The organism is Serratia sp. JSRIV004 (assembly GCF_019968705.1).
Classification (GTDB): domain Bacteria; phylum Pseudomonadota; class Gammaproteobacteria; order Enterobacterales; family Enterobacteriaceae; genus Chania; species Chania fonticola_B.
In genome coordinates this window covers 393,604-411,571 of record NZ_CP074140.1, presented here as the reverse complement: position 1 = coordinate 411,571, position 17,968 = coordinate 393,604, and the positions used below count along the sequence as shown (strand labels likewise).

Here is a 17,968-nt window from a genome sequence, read left to right as displayed (position 1 = left end):
AGCAGTGGCTTATTTAACTTCAACTTCAGCGCCAGCTTCTTCCAGAGCTTTTTTCAGTGCTTCAGCGTCGTCTTTGCTGATGCCTTCTTTCAGTGCTGCTGGTGCAGACTCAACCAGGTCTTTAGCTTCTTTCAGACCCAGGCCAGTTGCGCCACGTACTGCTTTGATTACTGCAACTTTGTTCGCGCCGATACCTTTCAGTACAACGTCGAATTCAGTTTTTTCTTCAGCAGCTTCAACAGCAGCAGCAGGGCCTGCAGCTACAGCAGCAGCAGAAACACCGAACTTCTCTTCCATAGCGGCGATCAGTTCAACGATTTCCATTACAGACAGGGCTGCAACGCCTTCGATAATTTGGTCTTTAGTGATAGACATAACAAAAGTTCCTAAAATTCAGAAATAGTTTAAATACGTAAGCAAAGGCTAAGAAAGAGAAAGGCTTATGCCGCTTCTTTCTGATCGCGTACTGCAGCCAGAGTGCGAACCAATTTGCCGGCAGCGGCTTCTTTCATGGTTGCCATCAGGCGTGCGATTGCTTCTTCGTAAGTAGGCAGCGTTGCCAAGCGGTCGATTTGTGCCGCAGGGATCAGCTCACCTTCAAAGGCCGCAGCTTTAACCTCAAATTTTGCATTCGCTTTCGCGAACTCTTTGAACAGACGAGCAGCAGCGCCCGGGTGTTCAGTAGAGAATGCAATCAAGGTTGGACCGACAAACGTGTCTTTCAGGCATTCGAACGGAGTGCCTTCAACTACGCGACGCATCAAGGTGTTGCGAACAACACGCATGTAAACGCCAGCTTCACGACCTGCTTTACGCAGTTCAGTCATTTTATCAACGGTAACGCCACGAGAATCCGCAACTACCGCAGACAGCGCGCCTTTGGCTACTTCGTTGACTTCAGCAACAATCGCTTGTTTGTCTTGAAGATTTAATGCCATTAGCTTTTTGCTCCTGGATTTAGCCGGGGAAATCCCCGGAACTCACTTCACTCAACAGCTTGTGCGAACACGCGCCGTTGAGCGGCTTAACACGGTGAGCAGAATCCAGCAAAGACCATTCTTTTTAAAAAAGAAAAAATTTCTTTAGGCTCTGTCACCGTCTACGCAGGAAGGATTAAGTGCCTTGCGGCACACCTGCGGTCTTGGACGGAGGCCTGGATAGGCCAGGCTCCAACCGAAAAATCTGTTGTTCCGCACGTAGCAGAACCTTGGGGGATAAGATTCTAGATGAATCCCACCCCCAAGTCAAAGCGATTAATCACCAGGTGATTAGTTCGCTACAGCACTCAGACCGCTTTGATCGATAGCAACGCCAGCACCCATGGTGGTGGAGAGGCTAACTTTCTTGATGTACATGCCTTTTGCCTGAGATGGTTTGGCTTTTTTCAGCGCAACCAGCAGAGACTCCAGGTTTTCCTTCAGCTTGTCTGTGTCGAAATCAACCTTACCGATAGTGGTATGGATGATACCGTTTTTGTCGTTACGATAACGAACCTGACCTGCTTTAGCGTTCTTCACAGCTTCTGCAACGTTAGGAGTAACGGTACCCACTTTCGGGTTAGGCATCAGACCACGTGGACCCAGAACCTGGCCCAGTTGACCTACAACGCGCATTGCATCCGGGGAAGCAATAACCACGTCGAAGTTCATCTCGCCTTTCTTGATCAGGTCAGCCAGATCTTCCATACCTACCAGCTCTGCGCCTGCAGCTTTAGCAGCTTCAGCGTTAGGGCCCTGGGCAAATACGGCAACGCGAACGCTGCGACCGGTGCCGTGTGGCAGAACGGTAGCACCACGTACGTTTTGGTCTGATTTACGAGCGTCGATGCCGAGGTTAACGGCAACGTCAACGCTTTCTACGAATTTAGCGGTGGCCAGCTCTTTCAGCAGAGCAACAGCTTCGAGGATGTCATACTGTTTAGTAGCATCAACTTTGTCACGGATCACGCGCATGCGCTTGGTCAGCTTAGCCATTTCTTAATCCTCCACTACCAGGCCCATGGAACGAGCAGTACCTTCGATGGAGCGAATCATCGCTGCAACGTCAGAACCAGTCATGTCCGCAGCTTTGGTTTCTGCGATTTCACGAACCTGTGCACTAGTCACTTTGCCAACTTTATCTTTGTTCGGCTTGCCGGAACCAGATTTAATACCAGCCGCTTTCTTCAGCAGAACTGCTGCTGGCGGGGTTTTGGTAACGAAAGTGAAGGAGCGATCAGAATAAACTGTAATAACAACCGGGATCGGCAGGCCTTTCTCAACGCTGTCAGTTTTAGCGTTGAATGCCTTACAGAATTCCATGATGTTAACACCTTGCTGACCCAGAGCTGGACCAACTGGTGGACTTGGGTTAGCCATACCGGCTGCAACTTGCAGCTTAACGTAGGCTTGTACTTTCTTGGCCATTGAAATTTCCTCGTTTGGGTAATATCGCCTCCTGAGAGGCTCCCCGTGTTTCGTCCCGCTGCAAGAGCAGGACATCTAAAAACAAAAGGCGCGAAATTATAGTTCAATCTCGCGCCTCTGACAAGCTACAAACCCGCTCGCCTTGCTGATTATTTGATCAGCCTTTTTCTACCTGGCTAAAGTCCAGTTCCACCGGCGTTGCACGGCCAAAGATGGAGACAGACACTTTCAGGCGGCTCTTCTCGTAGTCCACTTCTTCAACGACGCCGTTAAAGTCAGCAAATGGACCATCGTTGACGCGCACCAGTTCACCCGGCTCGAACATCGTTTTCGGACGTGGCTTATCACCAGCCTGCTGCAGGCGGTTCATAATCGCGTCCACTTCTTTATCGCTGATCGGTGCAGGACGATCGGAAGTTCCACCGATGAAGCCCATAACACGAGGAACACTGCGCACCAAGTGCCAGCTGGCGTCATTCATCACCATCTGAACCAGTACATAGCCAGGGAAGAATTTACGCTCACTCTTACGACGCAGACCACCACGGATCTCCACCACTTCTTCGGTGGGAACCATGACTTCGCCGAACAGCTCTTCCATATCGTGCAGTTTGATATGTTCACGCAGCGATTGCGCTACGCGACCTTCAAAACCGGAAAACGCCTGAACGACGTACCAGCGTTTTTTTGGGGCTTCAGACATTTTAGAACCTCAGGCCAGTAATAAACGATACCAGACGGACCAATATACCATCCAGGCCCCACAGAATCAGTGACATCACGGCGGTTACCGCGGCAACGATCAACGTGGTGTGTAACGTTTCCTGACGAGTTGGCCAGATCACTTTACGTACTTCAGTACGCGCTTCGCGCGCAAACGCAACGGTGGCTTTGCCTTTAGTGGTCATCAATGCCACTGCACCAGCAACGGCAATAACCACGACAACGGCCAACGCACGCAGCGGCAGGCTGAAATCACGGTAGTAATAGTTACCGACGATAGCCACAACCAACAGAACGGCGACGATTGACCACTTGGCCGCTTCAAGGCCGCGCCCGCTCCCTTGAGCCTCGGTATTCGCACTCATAAACCAACCTGTCACTAATGATTCGAACAAACAACTTTGCCTCGCAATGCGAGGCAAACCAAACCGAACAGATGCCGCTTGGCAGCATCCCGGTGTTTTACGCCATGACGTATTTCAGTCAATACCGTTTAAGAGCCCATCTCACCAATGATTATGACTGCAAAATCGCTGATGAGATAGGTTCTAGTTCACAGCGTAGAAAAAGGGCATCAAATGATGCCCTTTTATCGCATGTCGCGTCAAATATTATCCGCGATTAAGCGATAACTTTGGCAACAACACCAGCGCCAACGGTACGGCCGCCTTCACGGATTGCGAAACGCAAGCCTTGGTCCATAGCGATTGGGTGGATCAGGGTAACAACCATGTTCACGTTATCGCCTGGCATTACCATCTCTACGCCTTCTGGCAGTTCGATGGTACCGGTCACGTCAGTTGTACGGAAGTAGAACTGTGGACGGTAGCCTTTGAAGAATGGAGTATGACGACCACCTTCTTCTTTGCTCAGGATATACACTTCTGAATCGAACTGAGTGTGTGGCTTGATGGAACCTGGTTTAGCCAGTACCTGACCACGTTCGATGTCTTCACGCTTGATACCACGCAGCAGAACACCAACGTTCTCACCAGCACGGCCTTCGTCCAGCAGTTTGCGGAACATTTCAACGCCGGTACAGGTAGACTTAACGGTGTCTTTGATACCAACGATTTCAACTTCTTCGCCAACTTTAACGATACCGCGCTCAACACGACCGGTAACTACGGTACCACGACCGGAGATGGAGAAGACGTCTTCGATTGGCAGCAGGAACGGCTGGTCGATAGCACGCTCTGGTTCTGGGATGTAAGAATCCAGGTGACCGGCCAGCTCGATGATTTTAGCTTCCCACTCAGCTTCGCCTTCCAGTGCTTTCAGCGCTGAACCACGAACAACCGGCAGGTCATCACCAGGGAAGTCATAAGCAGACAGAAGTTCACGAACTTCCATTTCTACCAGTTCCAGCAGCTCTTCATCATCAACCATGTCGCATTTGTTCATGAATACGATGATGTAAGGAACGCCAACCTGACGACCCAGCAGGATGTGCTCACGAGTCTGAGGCATAGGGCCGTCAGTCGCAGCGACAACCAGGATAGCGCCGTCCATCTGAGCAGCACCGGTGATCATGTTTTTCACGTAGTCGGCGTGCCCTGGGCAGTCAACGTGCGCGTAGTGACGAGTCGGGGTGTCATATTCAACGTGAGAAGTGTTGATGGTGATACCACGAGCTTTTTCTTCTGGCGCGTTATCGATCTGGTCGAAAGCACGTGCAGAACCACCGTAGGTTTTAGCCAGAACGGTAGTGATTGCAGCAGTCAGGGTAGTTTTGCCGTGGTCAACGTGGCCGATAGTACCGACGTTAACGTGCGGTTTTGAACGTTCAAATTTTTCTTTAGACATCGATTGTCCCTCTAAGACACGGATAAATCGGTGGTATCACCACATCAACCAAGCATTTGCTTGTTGAATTCAGGAAACAGAAAGAAAATCAGGGGGCGAGAAATTAAGAAGTGGTGCTGATAGGCAGATTCGAACTGCCGACCTCACCCTTACCAAGGGTGCGCTCTACCAACTGAGCTATATCAGCACATCTTGGAGCGGGCAGTGGGAATCGAACCCACATCATCAGCTTGGAAGGCTGAGGTAATAGCCATTATACGATGCCCGCATCCTGGAACTCGGCTACCTGACTTTTCTGTAGACTTTAAAGGTGGAGAGAAGGATTGTTCGTCGCTTAACTCTTCACCCTTCGTGCCAGCAACTTCCGTTACGCGGCGCGAACTGTTTGAAGGTTTTCACCTTCCCCGCTCGGCGCTTGATTCAGCATTACCGCTCGGTGTGACCCAGTGCCTCGGGTCTAATATGGTGGTGGGGGAAGGATTCGAACCTTCGAAGTCTGTGACGGCAGATTTACAGTCTGCTCCCTTTGGCCGCTCGGGAACCCCACCAGATTTTAACTACTTTTACTGACCACTTCATACTTGAATGGTGCCGGCTACCGGAATCGAACTGGTGACCTACTGATTACAAGTCAGTTGCTCTACCTACTGAGCTAAGCCGGCATCAAGTGCAGCGCATTCTAGGTAGAGCTGACGGGCTATGCAACAAAAAAATTGCGATCTAAGCCCTATCGCTCATAAATCAGCCGATTTCTGCATCCGGCTCGCAGTTTTTCACCGTTGAGGCGCAAAATTTCATCAAATATGGGCATTAATCTAAACTATTTTAGACCTACCCTGCTGATGCTTTCCCTGCACTTTTGCATATCGCTCAATCAAAGATAGTCTATCGGTTTAAAGCCGCGATCGGGATGGTGCACCACAAAGAGGACGGTGCTCTCTGATGGTGCTGATATACCGCTTTCGTCCCTGGGTTGGCGGCTCCCCCACAGGTTAGCCGCGTTGGCGCGCTTATTGCTTATCATCATTATCCCTAATAGCCAGGAGGAATGACCGATGAAAATTGTCCTGATCAATGCGGCAACGCTTCCCATATACCGCGCCGAGCTGGCGCAGTTGCTCACCGATGCGGTCACTCACGGGGCTTCAGTAGGTTACGACACACAAATTCCCCACGAGGATGCTGAGAGCTACTTCCATAGCCTGCGCCCAGCGTTGGCCAAAGGAGAGTTGCTATTGTGGATTGCCAGAGACGAAAGCGGCGTCATTGGCACCGTCCAACTCGCCCTGTGTCAAAAGCCTAACGGCCGCAACCGGGCCGAAGTACAAAAACTGCTGGTGCACAGCCGCGCCCGTCGCAATGGCGTTGGACAGGCGTTGATGAAAACGCTGGAAAAAATGGCGCTTGAGATCCGCCGTGGGCTGCTTTATCTGGACACCCAGGCCGGTTCTGCAGCCGAAGGGCTGTATCGCTCGTTGGGCTATCGTTGCCTCGGGGAGATACCCGATTACGCCGCGGCTCCCGACGGGTATTACCACCCTACAGCGATTTACTACAAGCGGCTGTTTGCCGTTCAGCAACCCTCCCGCGCCGCCGCCAGCTGACCTGAAAACGGTATCATTGCCCAGTGATACCGCCTTGCAACAGGCCCTTTCTCAATTGCGTGCCTGTTCGCACTATTGGTAAAAACTGCCGCTAATCGACCACATTTGCGAAAAAAGTCTACGCCTAAAAGCCCGCTGTCTATAATATGCAGTTTGATTATTATCTGGAGTTGGCGTCCAGCGCCTTTCCCAACCTGCGTTAACAGGCAGAATTTGGCTTATGATAAAAAGAGATCAATCTTTAGCGACGCCTTACCTTCAGTTCGATCGCAGCCAGTGGGCCGCGTTACGGGATTCGGTGCCGCTGACGCTGTCGGAAGAAGAGATTGTTAAACTCAAAGGGATTAACGAAGATCTCTCCCTGGAGGAAGTCGCGCAGATCTACTTGCCGCTCTCACGGTTGCTGAACTTCTATATCAGTTCAAACCTGCGTCGCCAGGCAGTTCTGGAGCAATTCCTTGGTACAGATGGCCAACGCATTCCTTATGTGATCGGCATTGCTGGCAGCGTAGCCGTGGGTAAAAGTACCACGGCGCGTTTGTTGCAGGCGTTGTTGAGCCGCTGGCCGGAACATCGTAGCGTCGAGCTGATCACCACAGACGGCTTTCTGCACCCGAACAAGGTGCTGAACGAGCGCGGCCTGATGAAGAAAAAAGGGTTCCCGCAATCCTACGACATGCATAGCCTGGTGAAATTCGTTTCGGAAGTTAAATCCGGTGCCAAACGTGTTACTGCCCCGGTTTACTCTCACCTGATCTATGACGTGGTGCCTGAAGGCAATAAAGTTATCGAACAGCCTGATATTCTGATCCTGGAAGGATTGAATGTTTTGCAAAGCGGTATGGACTATCCACACGATCCTCACCGGGTATTTGTTTCCGACTTTGTTGATTTCTCAATCTATGTCGATGCCCCTGGCGATCTATTGCAAAGTTGGTATATCAACCGCTTCCTGAAATTCCGTCAGGGTGCGTTCTCTAACCCAGACTCCTATTTCCATAGCTATGCTCAGTTGCCGGAAACGGAGGCGATAAATATCGCCACCCAGCTGTGGAATGAGATTAATGGATTGAATTTACAGCAGAATATCTTACCGACTCGCGAGAGAGCCAGCTTAATCATGACTAAGAGTGCCAATCACGCTGTGGAAAGTGTACGGTTGCGGAAATAATCGATAGCGTAAGAGAGGCCAATGGCCTCTCTTATTTTAGCTTATTCAGCGCTCCGCAAAGATATTTCACCACCAATAAAGGGTTTAATGACTCCTTCCTGTTCAAGCAGCAATGCACCCTGCTGATCAATACCGCGGGCAATACCGAAAATCTGTTGTTCACCAATTAATAGTTTAACTGGACGATCGATAAAATTATCTAATTGACGCCAACGTGAAATAAAAGGTGCTAGCCCATCTATTTCAAATTGCCGTAATGAATTTCGTAGTTCATTAAGCAATTTGGCGGCCAATTCATTTCGATCGATAGTGATCCCGGCTTCCTGCAGGTTGATCCAGCGCTGATCAATCTGACTGGCGTTGGTTTCACGCATCGCCATGTTGATACCCGCTCCGAGCACCAACTGGGCTGCATCCCCGGTTTTACCGGTCAGCTCAACCAAAATACCGGCCAACTTGCGATCGTTAAGGTATAAATCATTGGGCCACTTCACACGGACCTGTTCTGCACCGAGATGCTGCAACACTTCTGCCATCACGATGCCAATAACCAGGCTCAACCCCATCGCGGCCGCTGGCCCTTGTTCAAGACGCCAGAACATGGATAAATATAGGTTTGCCCCGAAAGGCGAAACCCACTGCCGACCACGTCGCCCACGCCCTGCCTGCTGATACTCGGCTATACAGGCATCACCGGATGTCAGTTCTGCAAGCCTGTCCAACAGATACTGGTTGGTTGAATCAACCACGGGCAATACCGTGACCCGCTTGTCTTCCAGTAAGCCAAGTATACGCTCAGCATCCAGCAAGTTGATCGCCGCAGGTAGGCTATAGCCTTTCCCCGGAACCGTGAACACATCCAAACCCCACTCCCGGATAGTCTGAATATGCTTGTTAATCGCTGCGCGGCTCATTCCCAATGACTCACCCAAATGTTCGCCAGAGTGGAACTCGCCGTCCGCCAGTAGGGAGATGATCTTCAGTGGTACTGTGGTATCTCTCATGAAATGACCTCTACGGCATCCAGCTCACCAGTGGCCCCGATAAAACGTACCTCTGGTTCTAACCAGACATCGAATTTCTGCGCGACCGTATTGCGCACATGCCTGGCCAGTGCCACCACATCCTGGCTGCTGGCATTATCGGCATTTACCAATACCAAGGCCTGCTGACGGTGCACCGCTGCGCCACCGATCTGATGCCCCTTGAGTGAACACTGATCGATCAGCCAACCGGCAGCCAGTTTTTCTTGCCCGTCCGGCTGCGGATAATGTGGCATTGCAGGATATTGGGCTAATAATGCTTTAGCGGCTTCCCCGCTCACCAGTGGGTTTTTAAAGAAGCTGCCTGCATTGCCACTAATACGTGGGTCTGGCAGCTTGCTGCGCCGCATGGCGCATACCGCGTCAAATACCTGCTGCGGCGTTACCGTCTTGGGATCCAGCTTGGCAAGGTCGCCGTAGTTCAGCAACGGATTCCACTGTTTGCTAAGCCGTAAACCAACGCCCACAATCACGAATCCTTGCTTAAGCTCATGCTTAAAAACGCTTTCCCGGTAACCAAACTGGCAGCGTTCAGGATCCATACGATCGATTTCACCCGTAGTCAGGTTCAGCAGGTCGACATACTCACAGACCTGTTTGAGCTCGATGCCGTACGCCCCGATATTCTGGATAGGGGCCGAACCGACCAAACCCGGGATCAATGCCAGATTCTCCAGCCCGGGGATGCCACGTTCGAGCATCTGGCTAACCAGATGGTGCCAATTCTCTCCGGCGCTGACATGCAAATGCCAGGCGTCCTGCTCTTCCCTGACCGTGATACCTTTTAACTGGTTAATCATGACCGTACCGGCAAAATCCTCCAGGAACAGGACGTTGCTCCCTTCACCGAGTACCAGCAGTGGCTGTTGGCGCTTTTGCGCTTGCTGCCAGGCTTTAATCATCATTTCAATTTCTTCGGCAATGACTAAATGCGCTGCGTTGACCGGGAGCGCAAAAGTATTGTGATTTTTTAAAGACGCGCTTTCAGTAGACATGATTTAAATACTCTGACGGAACAAATTATCATCTAGTCTACTCGATCCACCGCGCATGGCTATTATTTGTTTTTATTCACTGGTAATTTCTTGTGAGCTAATAACCTCTGACCTCATGGAATATTAAAAATATCCTTTTAAATCATGATAATATGAAAATTCTATTATCTTGATTCAAGCACAAGTCTGAGTTATATAAAATCTATCAGCATTAATGATATGTATGAATTAGCCTGGCGGGTTTGGAACTAAAAATTTCATGAATATTTCCAGGTGGGAACTCGGTTATATTTAATCGTTTACCTATGCGGAGATAATTCGGGATAGCCGAGTGATACCATCCCCTCACCCTAACCCTCTCCCACAGGGAGAGGGAACCGATCGAGTCCGCTGGTATTCCTCTGAACTTCTTATCTTTCTGATTACTCATCACTGCCGAAACGGCATGGGTTCATCACAGGTTCCGACTTGCCGAAGCTGCACTCGCTTATCCACAACGCCGGACGGCTCCCTCTCCCTCACACGGGGGTTCAGTTGTTCTCGGCTGGTACTCTGGGAGAGGGCGGGGGTGAGGGGTATTTCTGTTTTCTGCGCATAGCAAAAAGGCCATCCTTGCGGATGGCCTCTTGGCTTAATTGATGCCTGGCAGTGTCCTACTCTCGCATGGGGAGACCCCACACTACCATCGGCGCTACGGCGTTTCACTTCTGAGTTCGGCATGGGGTCAGGTGGGACCACCGCGCTATTGCCGCCAGGCAAATTCGTTTCATTTCAACCGCTTCACTCTCGTGTCGCCATCGAAACCAATCTCGGAACTTCGCTGAAAATTGTCGTCTACTCTAAAACACCTTTGGTGTTGTAAGGTTAAGCCTCACGGATCATTAGTACTGGTTAGCTCAATGCATCGCTGCACTTACACACCCAGCCTATCAACGTCTTAGTCTTAAACGTTCCTTCAGGGGCCTTAAAGGCCCAGGGAAGACTCATCTCGAGGCAAGTTTCGCGCTTAGATGCTTTCAGCGCTTATCTTTTCCGCACTTAGCTACCGGGCAGTGCCATTGGCATGACAACCCGAACACCAGTGGTGCGTTCACTCCGGTCCTCTCGTACTAGGAGCAACCCCTCTCAATCTTCCAACGCCCACGGCAGATAGGGACCGAACTGTCTCACGACGTTCTAAACCCAGCTCGCGTACCACTTTAAATGGCGAACAGCCATACCCTTGGGACCTACTTCAGCCCCAGGATGTGATGAGCCGACATCGAGGTGCCAAACACCGCCGTCGATATGAACTCTTGGGCGGTATCAGCCTGTTATCCCCGGAGTACCTTTTATCCGTTGAGCGATGGCCCTTCCATTCAGAACCACCGGATCACTAAGACCTACTTTCGTACCTGCTCGAGCCGTCACTCTCGCAGTCAAGCTAGCTTATGCCTTTGCACTAACCTCACGATGTCCGACCGTGATTAGCTAACCTTCGTGCTCCTCCGTTACTCTTTGGGAGGAGACCGCCCCAGTCAAACTACCCACCAGACACTGTCCTCACCCCGGATCACGGGGCCGAGTTAGAACATCAAACATTAAAGGGTGGTATTTCAAGGTTGGCTCCATGCAGACTGGCGTCCACACTTCAAAGCCTCCCACCTATCCTACACATCAAGGCTCAATGTTCAGTGTCAAGCTATAGTAAAGGTTCACGGGGTCTTTCCGTCTTGCCGCGGGTACACTGCATCTTCACAGCGAGTTCAATTTCACTGAGTCTCGGGTGGAGACAGCCTGGCCATCATTACGCCATTCGTGCAGGTCGGAACTTACCCGACAAGGAATTTCGCTACCTTAGGACCGTTATAGTTACGGCCGCCGTTTACTGGGGCTTCGATCAAGAGCTTCGCCTTGCGGCTGACCCCATCAATTAACCTTCCAGCACCGGGCAGGCGTCACACCGTATACGTCCACTTTCGTGTTTGCACAGTGCTGTGTTTTTATTAAACAGTTGCAGCCAGCTGGTATCTGCGACTGGCTTCAGCTCCGAGAGCAAGTCTCTTCACCTACGCGCCAGCGTGCCTTCTCCCGAAGTTACGGCACCATTTTGCCTAGTTCCTTCACCCGAGTTCTCTCAAGCGCCTTGGTATTCTCTACCTGACCACCTGTGTCGGTTTGGGGTACGATTTGATGTTACCTGATGCTTAGAGGCTTTTCCTGGAAGCAGGGCATCAACTACTTCTGCACCGTAGTGCATCGTCATCACGCCTCAGGGTTGGTAGCGTTCCGGATTTACCAGGAACACCCCCCTACACGCTTAAACCGGGACAACCGTCGCCCGGCTAGCCTAGCCTTCTCCGTCCCCCCTTCGCAGTAACACCGAGTACAGGAATATTAACCTGTTTCCCATCGACTACGCCTTTCGGCCTCGCCTTAGGGGTCGACTCACCCTGCCCCGATTAACGTTGGACAGGAACCCTTGGTCTTCCGGCGAGCGGGTTTTTCACCCGCTTTATCGTTACTTATGTCAGCATTCGCACTTCTGATACCTCCAGCAAACCTCACAGTTCACCTTCAACGGCTTACAGAACGCTCCCCTACCCAACAACGCCTGAGCGTCGCTGCCGCAGCTTCGGTGCATGGTTTAGCCCCGTTACATCTTCCGCGCAGGCCGACTCGACCAGTGAGCTATTACGCTTTCTTTAAATGATGGCTGCTTCTAAGCCAACATCCTGGCTGTCTATGCCTTCCCACATCGTTTCCCACTTAACCATGACTTTGGGACCTTAGCTGGCGGTCTGGGTTGTTTCCCTCTTCACGACGGACGTTAGCACCCGCCGTGTGTCTCCCGTGATAACATTCTTCGGTATTCGGAGTTTGCATCGGTTTGGTAAGCCGGGATGGCCCCCTAGCCGAAACAGTGCTCTACCCCCGAAGATGAGTTCACGAGGCGCTACCTAAATAGCTTTCGGGGAGAACCAGCTATCTCCCGGTTTGATTGGCCTTTCACCCCCAGCCACAAGTCATCCGCTAATTTTTCAACATTAGTCGGTTCGGTCCTCCAGTTAGTGTTACCCAACCTTCAACCTGCCCATGGCTAGATCACCGGGTTTCGGGTCTATACCTTGCAACTATTCGCCCAGTTAAGACTCGGTTTCCCTACGGCTCCCCTATACGGTTAACCTTGCTACAAAATATAAGTCGCTGACCCATTATACAAAAGGTACGCAGTCACACCACGAAGGTGCTCCCACTGCTTGTACGTACACGGTTTCAGGTTCTATTTCACTCCCCTCGCCGGGGTTCTTTTCGCCTTTCCCTCACGGTACTGGTTCACTATCGGTCAGTCAGGAGTATTTAGCCTTGGAGGATGGTCCCCCCATATTCAGACAGGATGTCACGTGTCCCGCCCTACTCATCGAACTCACAGTTAATGCATTTTAGTGTACGGGGCTATCACCCTTTGCTGCGCGACTTTCCAGACGCTTCCACTAACACAAGAACTGATTCAGGTTCTGGGCTGTTCCCCGTTCGCTCGCCGCTACTAGGGGAATCTCGGTTGATTTCTTTTCCTCGGGGTACTTAGATGTTTCAGTTCCCCCGGTTCGCCTCGTATGGCTATGTATTCACCATACGATAGTGTGTCGAAACACACTGGGTTTCCCCATTCGGGTATTGCCGGTTATAACGGTTCATATCACCTTACCGACACTTTTCGCAGATTAGCACGCCCTTCATCGCCTCTGACTGCCTAGGCATCCACCGTGTACGCTTAGTCACTTAACCTCACAACCCGAAGGTGTTTCTGTAAACAGAGAACACTGTCGTGCTGTTTATTTGAGAGACTCTATGACAGGTTAATCCTTACCCCAGTACTTCTACGGAGGAATAAGTTTCAGCTGTCATGTTTCAATTTTCAGCTTGTTCCAGATTGTTAAAGAGCAATATCTTAAACACGACTCGCAAGAGTCATCTTTAAGATAATCAGTCACGAATGACCGGTGATAATGTCTTTCACTCATTATCGGATGGCGTCCCCAAGGGGATTCGAACCCCTGTTACAGCCGTGAAAGGGCAGTGTCCTAGGCCTCTAGACGATGGGGACACAAAATCCGATTAAACCCAGGGTTTAACCGTTTCTCGTATCAGCATGAGTCCAGAAGACTCATTACATCAACAGGTAGCGCTTTGCTCATTACTTTTCATCAGACAATCTGTGTGGACACTGCACTCAACTGCATATCTTTAGGTAAGGAGGTGATCCAACCGCAGGTTCCCCTACGGTTACCTTGTTACGACTTCACCCCAGTCATGAATCACAAAGTGGTAAGCGCCCTCCCGAAGGTTAAGCTACCTACTTCTTTTGCAACCCACTCCCATGGTGTGACGGGCGGTGTGTACAAGGCCCGGGAACGTATTCACCGTAGCATTCTGATCTACGATTACTAGCGATTCCGACTTCACGGAGTCGAGTTGCAGACTCCGATCCGGACTACGACATACTTTATGAGGTCCGCTTGCTCTCGCGAGTTCGCTTCTCTTTGTATATGCCATTGTAGCACGTGTGTAGCCCTACTCGTAAGGGCCATGATGACTTGACGTCATCCCCACCTTCCTCCGGTTTATCACCGGCAGTCTCCTTTGAGTTCCCGCCATTACGCGCTGGCAACAAAGGATAAGGGTTGCGCTCGTTGCGGGACTTAACCCAACATTTCACAACACGAGCTGACGACAGCCATGCAGCACCTGTCTCACAGTTCCCGAAGGCACCAATCCATCTCTGGAAAGTTCTGTGGATGTCAAGAGTAGGTAAGGTTCTTCGCGTTGCATCGAATTAAACCACATGCTCCACCGCTTGTGCGGGCCCCCGTCAATTCATTTGAGTTTTAACCTTGCGGCCGTACTCCCCAGGCGGTCGACTTAACGCGTTAGCTCCGGAAGCCACGCCTCAAGGGCACAACCTCCAAGTCGACATCGTTTACAGCGTGGACTACCAGGGTATCTAATCCTGTTTGCTCCCCACGCTTTCGCACCTGAGCGTCAGTCTTTGTCCAGGGGGCCGCCTTCGCCACCGGTATTCCTCCAGATCTCTACGCATTTCACCGCTACACCTGGAATTCTACCCCCCTCTACAAGACTCTAGCTTGCCAGTTTCAAATGCAGTTCCCAAGTTAAGCTCGGGGATTTCACATCTGACTTAACAAACCGCCTGCGTGCGCTTTACGCCCAGTAATTCCGATTAACGCTTGCACCCTCCGTATTACCGCGGCTGCTGGCACGGAGTTAGCCGGTGCTTCTTCTGCGAGTAACGTCAATGAACAGTGCTATTAACACCGAACCCTTCCTCCTCGCTGAAAGTGCTTTACAACCCGAAGGCCTTCTTCACACACGCGGCATGGCTGCATCAGGCTTGCGCCCATTGTGCAATATTCCCCACTGCTGCCTCCCGTAGGAGTCTGGACCGTGTCTCAGTTCCAGTGTGGCTGGTCATCCTCTCAGACCAGCTAGGGATCGTCGCCTAGGTGAGCCATTACCTCACCTACTAGCTAATCCCATCTGGGCACATCCGATGGTGTGAGGCCCGAAGGTCCCCCACTTTGGTCCGAAGACGTTATGCGGTATTAGCTACCGTTTCCAGTAGTTATCCCCCTCCATCGGGCAGTTTCCCAGACATTACTCACCCGTCCGCCGCTCGTCACCCAGGAGCAAGCTCCTTGTGCTACCGCTCGACTTGCATGTGTTAGGCCTGCCGCCAGCGTTCAATCTGAGCCATGATCAAACTCTTCAATTAAAAGCTTGATTTGCTGCAACTCGTGCAGCGATGCTCGAAAATTAACTTTCGTAATCATTCATTCGCATGAATGACTGCTTGGTCACTCTTCAAGACTTGATATTTTTTTGCTACCGAAGTAGCTGGATATCGTCTTGTGAGTGCCCACACAGATTGTCTGATAAATTGTTAAAGAGCGTTCGTTACCGTGAAGTTTCTCGGTAACGCGGGAGGTGCATATTACGCTTTCCCGCTGAAGAGTCAACCTTTTTCTCTTACGAGACGCGGTGTTTTCACCGGGTTGCTTCTTCCTGGCTGGGCGACTTGTTCGTCGTTGTTCCCGGTCAGTGGAGGCGCATTATAGGGAGTTCTCAGAAGGGCGCAACCCCTAAATTCAAAAAACTTTTCAAGCGCGGCTTTTTTCGGCAAAACGCTGCACAAGGCAGCATTTCTATCACTTTTCGTACTGGATGCGGCTGAATTCCTGGGAAAAACGGTCCACCTGCTGCCAATCTGTATATTCCACTTCTTTACTGGTATCCGTCTCTCCCCCGGTCATTTTCATAATAAAGCGGATCATGACGCGATCGAACCAGCGATAACGCGGATAACGCAGCGCACCGGCAAACACGGCGCACTGCTTCGGCTGCCAAGGTGATGACAATAAGAACTTGCGGGTGTAGGCGTTGGTTTGGGGCGAACGCTTTTCCGGTTTGCGTGCCGTCAGGTTAACCGCGAAGAACGCGCTAGGCATCTGATTCAACTGATCAGCGTGACGCTTCACAAATCGGTGTAATGCCGTATTGAAATGCCCGTAGCGTATCGAAGCCCCTATAAGTACCTGTTGGTACTGCCCAAGCTCGATATGCTCTGCCTGCTGCAAATCGATAACGTCGCAGTTCAGGGTATCCTGCAATTGGTTAGCTATATAAGCAGCAATAGAGTGCGTTTGTCCGTCACGGCTCGAATAGAGAATCAGTGCCTTCATGGCGTTACCCCTCGTAGATACATTTACTCACGCCAGAAAGTCGGTGTGAAGAGAACCAACAGCGTAAACACTTCCAAACGGCCAAACAGCATGGTCAAGACCAGTACCCACTTTGCCGGTGGCGGCATGGTGGTAAAGTTATCGGCGACAACGCCGAGGCCAGGCCCCAGATTGTTAAGCGTAGCCGTTACCGCGGCAAAGGCCGAGAACTCGTCCACACCTGTGGCGATAATGGCCAGCATGCTGACGATAAATACCAATGCATAGGCGGAGAAGAAGCCCCACACCGCTTCAAGAATACGCTCTGGCAACGCGCGGTTGCCTAATTTGATGGTGTAAACCGCATTTGGATGCACCAACCGCTTCAACTCACGCGACCCTTGGAGGTACAGCAGCAGGATGCGGATCACTTTCAAGCCACCGCCGGTTGAACCCGCGCAGCCACCGATAAACGCTGAACAGAGCAGTAGCATTGGCAAGAACAGTGGCCATTTGGCGATGCTGTCGGTGGTAAACCCTGCAGTGGTTGCCATCGACACCACCTGGAAGAAAGCCTGATTAAGCGTTTCCATGCCGCTTCTATATATACCGTGCCACCACAGCACCACGGTACACACCGCCACCAGCGTGAACTGCACGGCGATAAACATGCGAAATTCCGGATCACGCCAGTACACTTTCAAGCTGCGCCCGCTGAGCAAGGCAAAGTGCAAGCCGTAGTTACAACCGGAGATCAATAGGAATACAGCAATGATGGTGTTGATGGCCGGGCTGGCAAAGTAACCCACGCTGGCATCATGCGTGGAAAAGCCCCCGATGGCGATAGTTGCAAAGCTATGGCCGATAGCATCGAATACCGACATTCCGGCGCCCCATAACGCCAGCGCGCAGGCAATGGTCAGCAGTACGTAAATCAGCCACAAGGTCTTGGCCGTTTCGGCAATACGCGGGCGCATTTTATTGTCTTTCAATGGGCCGGGCATTTCCGCACGGTATAGCTGCATGCCCCCGACGCCGAGGATAGGCAGTATGGCGACGGCCAGCACGATGATCCCCATCCCCCCCATCCATTGCAGCATCTGGCGGTAGAATAAGATGGCTTTAGGCAAGGAGTCTAACCCGACCAGGGTGGTAGCTCCGGTAGTGGTTAAACCCGAGAAGGATTCGAAAAAGGCGTCTGTCAGGGAGAGATTGGGCCGTTCGGAAAACAGGAAAGGCAATGCCCCCACGCTGCCCAGCACGGTCCAGAACAACACCACAATCAGGAAGCCTTCACGTGGCTTTAATTCATGCTTCTGCTTGCGGTTTGGCCACCACAGCATCAAGCCAATGGTCACGGCTACAAAGAAGGTCTGGCTGAATGCCCGCCCCGCTCCGTCGCGGTATATCAATGCCACCAGGCCAGGAATAAACATTGTCCCGGAAAACAGGATAACCAGCAGGCCCACAATACGGGTTATGGCGCGAAAATGCATTTCAGC

Annotated in this window: 13 protein-coding genes, 5 tRNA genes and 3 rRNA genes; 2 read left to right on the top strand and 19 right to left on the bottom strand. The window is 51.4% G+C overall.

Features of this window, described 5'->3' with window-relative positions:
• Positions 1-9: 9 nt before the first annotated feature.
• The 11 genes from rplL to KGP21_RS01775 all read right to left on the bottom strand — a co-directional run bounded on the left by rplL (position 10) and on the right by KGP21_RS01775 (position 5,596).
• On the bottom strand, positions 10-375 hold the full coding sequence (gene rplL, locus KGP21_RS01825; protein ID WP_021182158.1) for a 50S ribosomal protein L7/L12: 366 nt from the start codon (positions 373-375) through the stop codon (positions 10-12).
• 65 nt (positions 376-440) lie between these two features.
• Entirely contained in the window at positions 441-938 is a 498-nt protein-coding gene (gene rplJ / locus KGP21_RS01820) for a 50S ribosomal protein L10 (protein ID WP_021808069.1), read from the bottom strand.
• 330 nt (positions 939-1,268) lie between these two features.
• Entirely contained in the window at positions 1,269-1,973 is a 705-nt protein-coding gene (gene rplA / locus KGP21_RS01815) for a 50S ribosomal protein L1 (protein ID WP_021182156.1), read from the bottom strand.
• 3 nt (positions 1,974-1,976) lie between these two features.
• Positions 1,977-2,405 (bottom strand): 50S ribosomal protein L11, encoded by a 429-nt coding sequence (gene rplK, locus KGP21_RS01810; protein ID WP_021182155.1) that lies wholly within the window; start codon positions 2,403-2,405, stop codon positions 1,977-1,979.
• A gap of 157 nt (positions 2,406-2,562) precedes the next feature.
• Positions 2,563-3,108: a transcription termination/antitermination protein NusG gene (nusG, locus tag KGP21_RS01805; RefSeq protein WP_021182154.1), complete on the bottom strand. Its 546-nt coding sequence runs from the start codon at positions 3,106-3,108 to the stop codon at positions 2,563-2,565.
• 1 nt (position 3,109) lies between these two features.
• Positions 3,110-3,493, bottom strand: coding sequence for a preprotein translocase subunit SecE (gene secE / locus KGP21_RS01800; RefSeq protein WP_021182153.1), 384 nt, complete (start codon positions 3,491-3,493; stop codon positions 3,110-3,112).
• Between the two features lie 256 nt (positions 3,494-3,749).
• Positions 3,750-4,934 carry an elongation factor Tu gene (gene tuf / locus KGP21_RS01795; RefSeq protein WP_046808053.1) on the bottom strand — a complete coding sequence of 395 codons (1,185 nt, stop codon included), beginning with the start codon at positions 4,932-4,934 and terminating at the stop codon, positions 3,750-3,752.
• Between the two features lie 111 nt (positions 4,935-5,045).
• A tRNA-Thr gene (locus KGP21_RS01790) sits at positions 5,046-5,121 on the bottom strand.
• A 6-nt stretch (positions 5,122-5,127) separates the two neighbouring features.
• Positions 5,128-5,202 (bottom strand) — tRNA-Gly (locus tag KGP21_RS01785).
• A 195-nt stretch (positions 5,203-5,397) separates the two neighbouring features.
• Positions 5,398-5,482, bottom strand: a tRNA-Tyr gene (locus tag KGP21_RS01780).
• Between the two features lie 38 nt (positions 5,483-5,520).
• Positions 5,521-5,596 (bottom strand) — tRNA-Thr (locus tag KGP21_RS01775).
• A 393-nt stretch (positions 5,597-5,989) separates the two neighbouring features.
• On the opposite strand from KGP21_RS01775, the gene KGP21_RS01770 reads away from it, so the two are divergent.
• Complete coding sequence (locus KGP21_RS01770; RefSeq protein ID WP_021182235.1) at positions 5,990-6,538, top strand: N-acetyltransferase; 549 nt, start codon at positions 5,990-5,992, stop codon at positions 6,536-6,538.
• Between the two features lie 220 nt (positions 6,539-6,758).
• The gene (gene coaA / locus KGP21_RS01765) at positions 6,759-7,709 is read left to right on the top strand and encodes a type I pantothenate kinase (RefSeq protein WP_021808140.1); all 951 of its coding nucleotides are present in this window, start codon (positions 6,759-6,761) and stop codon (positions 7,707-7,709) included.
• A 41-nt stretch (positions 7,710-7,750) separates the two neighbouring features.
• On the opposite strand, the gene birA is transcribed toward coaA, so the two are convergent.
• From birA to trkH, 8 genes are all read right to left on the bottom strand, one after another.
• Positions 7,751-8,713 (bottom strand): bifunctional biotin--[acetyl-CoA-carboxylase] ligase/biotin operon repressor BirA, encoded by a 963-nt coding sequence (birA, locus tag KGP21_RS01760; protein ID WP_037376753.1) that lies wholly within the window; start codon positions 8,711-8,713, stop codon positions 7,751-7,753.
• A complete protein-coding gene (gene murB, locus KGP21_RS01755) occupies positions 8,710-9,747 on the bottom strand; it encodes a UDP-N-acetylmuramate dehydrogenase (RefSeq protein ID WP_094983248.1) in 1,038 nt (345 codons plus the stop codon). The genes birA and murB overlap by 4 nt, the downstream gene beginning before the upstream one ends.
• Positions 9,748-10,387: 640 nt before the next feature.
• A 5S ribosomal RNA gene (gene rrf / locus KGP21_RS01750) occupies positions 10,388-10,503 on the bottom strand.
• Between the two features lie 104 nt (positions 10,504-10,607).
• A 23S ribosomal RNA gene (locus KGP21_RS01745) occupies positions 10,608-13,515 on the bottom strand.
• Positions 13,516-13,758: 243 nt separating this feature from the next.
• Positions 13,759-13,834: transfer RNA gene (locus KGP21_RS01740), tRNA-Glu, on the bottom strand.
• Positions 13,835-13,979: 145 nt separating this feature from the next.
• Positions 13,980-15,520 (bottom strand): 16S ribosomal RNA (locus KGP21_RS01735).
• Together the 16S, 23S and 5S rRNA genes with 1 tRNA gene alongside form the textbook arrangement of a ribosomal RNA operon.
• Before the next feature lie 433 nt (positions 15,521-15,953).
• Positions 15,954-16,487, bottom strand: a complete 534-nt coding sequence (hemG, locus tag KGP21_RS01730) for a menaquinone-dependent protoporphyrinogen IX dehydrogenase (RefSeq protein WP_021181453.1) — start codon at positions 16,485-16,487, stop codon at positions 15,954-15,956.
• A 23-nt stretch (positions 16,488-16,510) separates the two neighbouring features.
• A complete protein-coding gene (trkH, locus tag KGP21_RS01725) occupies positions 16,511-17,962 on the bottom strand; it encodes a Trk system potassium transporter TrkH (protein ID WP_021181454.1) in 1,452 nt (483 codons plus the stop codon).
• Positions 17,963-17,968 lie beyond the last annotated feature (6 nt).

Coding starts and splice junctions, on each gene's coding strand:
- nusG (WP_021182154.1), bottom strand. CDS start 3,108: ATGTCTGAAGCCCCAAAAAAACGCTGGTACGTCGTTCAGGCGTTTTCC.
- rplK (WP_021182155.1), bottom strand. CDS start 2,405: ATGGCCAAGAAAGTACAAGCCTACGTTAAGCTGCAAGTTGCAGCCGGT.
- murB (WP_094983248.1), bottom strand. CDS start 9,747: ATGTCTACTGAAAGCGCGTCTTTAAAAAATCACAATACTTTTGCGCTC.
- rplJ (WP_021808069.1), bottom strand. CDS start 938: ATGGCATTAAATCTTCAAGACAAACAAGCGATTGTTGCTGAAGTCAAC.
- tuf (WP_046808053.1), bottom strand. CDS start 4,934: ATGTCTAAAGAAAAATTTGAACGTTCAAAACCGCACGTTAACGTCGGT.
- trkH (WP_021181454.1), bottom strand. CDS start 17,962: ATGCATTTTCGCGCCATAACCCGTATTGTGGGCCTGCTGGTTATCCTG.
- rplA (WP_021182156.1), bottom strand. CDS start 1,973: ATGGCTAAGCTGACCAAGCGCATGCGCGTGATCCGTGACAAAGTTGAT.
- KGP21_RS01770 (WP_021182235.1), top strand. CDS start 5,990: ATGAAAATTGTCCTGATCAATGCGGCAACGCTTCCCATATACCGCGCC.
- secE (WP_021182153.1), bottom strand. CDS start 3,493: ATGAGTGCGAATACCGAGGCTCAAGGGAGCGGGCGCGGCCTTGAAGCG.
- rplL (WP_021182158.1), bottom strand. CDS start 375: ATGTCTATCACTAAAGACCAAATTATCGAAGGCGTTGCAGCCCTGTCT.
- coaA (WP_021808140.1), top strand. CDS start 6,759: ATGATAAAAAGAGATCAATCTTTAGCGACGCCTTACCTTCAGTTCGAT.
- hemG (WP_021181453.1), bottom strand. CDS start 16,487: ATGAAGGCACTGATTCTCTATTCGAGCCGTGACGGACAAACGCACTCT.
- birA (WP_037376753.1), bottom strand. CDS start 8,713: ATGAGAGATACCACAGTACCACTGAAGATCATCTCCCTACTGGCGGAC.